This window comes from Catenulispora rubra (assembly GCF_015356825.1).
In the GTDB taxonomy this organism is placed as follows: Bacteria; Actinomycetota; Actinomycetes; order Streptomycetales; family Catenulisporaceae; genus Catenulispora; species Catenulispora rubra.
Map to the genome: position 1 here is coordinate 1 of NZ_JAACYW010000572.1, position 2326 is coordinate 2326.

Consider the following 2326-nt stretch of genomic DNA (forward strand, 5'->3'; position numbering starts at 1 on the left):
GGCGAATTCGGCGCGGAGGGCGTTGCCGGGGATTTGGGCGTTGGTGGTCCAGGGGCGGTCGGCGTAGCGGTGGATGGCTCGGGCTCGGGCTTCGAGGACGCGGTCGCGGACGTCGGCGCTGGATTCGCCGGGGAGGGCGCCGAAGAGTTCGGCGCGGCCGACGGGGTGGACCTGGAGGCGGAGGTCGATGCGGTCGAGGAAGGGGCCGGAGAGCTTCTGGGTGTAGCGGCGGCGGGCGTCGGGGGTGCAGGTGCACTGGCCGCCCGCGGTGCCGGCGCGGCCGCAGGGGCACGGGTTCATGGCCGCGACCAGGAGGAATCTGGCGGGGAAGATGACGATGCCGGAGGCTCGGGCGATGACGATCTCGCCGGCTTCGAGGGGTTCGCGCAGGGCTTCCAGGACGGCGCGCTGCATTTCGGCGATCTCGTCGGCGAACAGGACGCCCCGGTGAGCACGGCTGATCGCGCCGGGGAGGATGCGGCCCGTGCCGCCGCCGACCATGCCGGCGACCGTGCAGGTGTGGTGGACGCTCTGGTATGGCGGGTCGGTGATCAGGGGTTTGTCCCACGGCAGGGTGCCGGAGATCGAGTGGAGGGAGGACACCTCCAGCGCCTCGGCCTCGGCCAGGGGCGGCAGGATTGAGGGGAGGCGTTCGGCGAGCAGGGTCTTGCCGGCTCCGGGGGCTCCGGCCAGGAGGAGGTGGTGGCCGCCGGCTGCGGAGACTTCGAGGGCGCGGCGCGCGTCGTACTGGCCGAGGACGTCGGCCATGTCGGGCAGGGGGCGCGGGGAGCGCAGGGGGCCGGTGCGTGGGGCGGTGTCCTGTGGCAGGGGTTCGGCGTCGGGGATCTCTGTGCCCTGAAGGAACGCGACGACCTGGGCGAGGGAGCGCATGCCGTGGACTTCGAGGCCGGATATCTGGGAGGCCTCCAGGGCGTTGGGTTCGGCGACGAAGACCGTGGTCAGGCCGTGGTCGCGGGCGGCGAGGGCGGCCGGGAGCACGCCGCGGACCGGGCGCAGGCGGCCGTCGAGGCAGAGTTCGGCGAGGAACATGGCGCCCTGGAGCGACAGCTGGCTGACGGTGCCGTCGGCGGCGAGCGCGCAGGCCGCGACGGCGAGGTCGAAGGCTGAGCCCTCCTTGCGGACCCAGGCCGGAGACAGGCCGACGGTCACGTTGCCGTCGGGCCAACGGTGGCCGGAGTTGTAGGCGGCGGCGCGGGCCCGGTCACGGCATTCGGACAGGACGGTGTCGCGCAGGCCGAGGATCTGGGTGCGGGTGGCGCCGCGGGTGACGTTGACCTCGACCTCGACGACGACGCCTTGAGTGCCGTTGAGGGCCACGGCGTGGGTGCGCGCGATGCTCATGGCCGGACCGCCCGGGGAGGGTGGCTAGGGTGGGCGGCTTCGGTGCGACGGTGGCGGCCAAGGTACGCCGGTGCGGGGAGTCGGTCGGGCTCGGTGGGTAGGGCCGGGCCGAGGCGGATTGCGGCGGTGATGAAGGCTCGGGCGACGCGGTGCTGGTCGGAGATGTCGACACAGCAGGTGACCAGGAGTGTGGAGACGGCGGTCGCCGGAGCTGGGGCGGTACGGACGGCGGAGGCGATCGGAGCAGCGCAGGCGGCGGTCGGAACCGTGGCCAGGGCTGGGGCGGTGGAAACGATGGCCGAAGCACTGGCGGCCGGAGCGGCGGCGGGCCGGGCGATGCCGGTCAGAGTGGCAGCAGTCGGGGCGGCGCAGGAAATCGCAGGGGCAGTGGCGAGGGCAGCAGTGCCGATGGCGCGCATCTCACACCGCCTGCAGGTGGTCGATGAGGGGCTCGGTGCGGCCGTCGGCGGGGAAGAGGAGGCCGATGACGTCGATGCGGATGCCTCGGACGCCGCGGGGGAGGTGGGTGCGGAAGGCGGGGTCGAGGCGGTGTTCGGCGAGCCAGCGGTTGGCGAGTTTCCAGAGGCGGGCTCTTTTGGCCTCGGTCACTGCGTCGAAGGGGCGGCCGCCGGTGCCTTCGCGGCGGGCTTTGACCTCGACGGTCACCAGGAGGTCGGAGGCCAGGGCGATGATGTCGAGTTCGCCTCGGACGTCGGGGCCTCGCCAGCGCCAGTTGCGGTCCAGGACGTGGTAGCCGCAGGCGGTGAGGTAGGCGGCGGCGATGTCTTCGCCTTCGCGGCCGAGGCGGACTGGGGACATTGCGCTGTGGTCGACCGGTGACGGGAATTCCGTCAGGTGGTGTTCGACCTCCAGGAATGGGGTTGTGCCGGTCACCGCTGAGCTCCTCCCGGTCGTTCGGCCGGCCGCTTCGGTGGGCCGCTTGGGACCTGTCTCTTATACACAG

Annotated in this window: 2 protein-coding genes; both read right to left on the minus strand. The window is 72.7% G+C overall.

What is annotated here, in order from left to right:
• The coding region (locus GWK61_RS54115) for a YifB family Mg chelatase-like AAA ATPase (protein WP_194922216.1) at positions 1-1362 on the minus strand (1362 nt) is incomplete at its 3' end.
• Positions 1363-1782: 420 nt separating this feature from the next.
• On the minus strand, positions 1783-2256 hold the full coding sequence (locus tag GWK61_RS54120; protein ID WP_323748200.1) for a YraN family protein: 474 nt from the start codon (positions 2254-2256) through the stop codon (positions 1783-1785).
• Positions 2257-2326 lie beyond the last annotated feature (70 nt).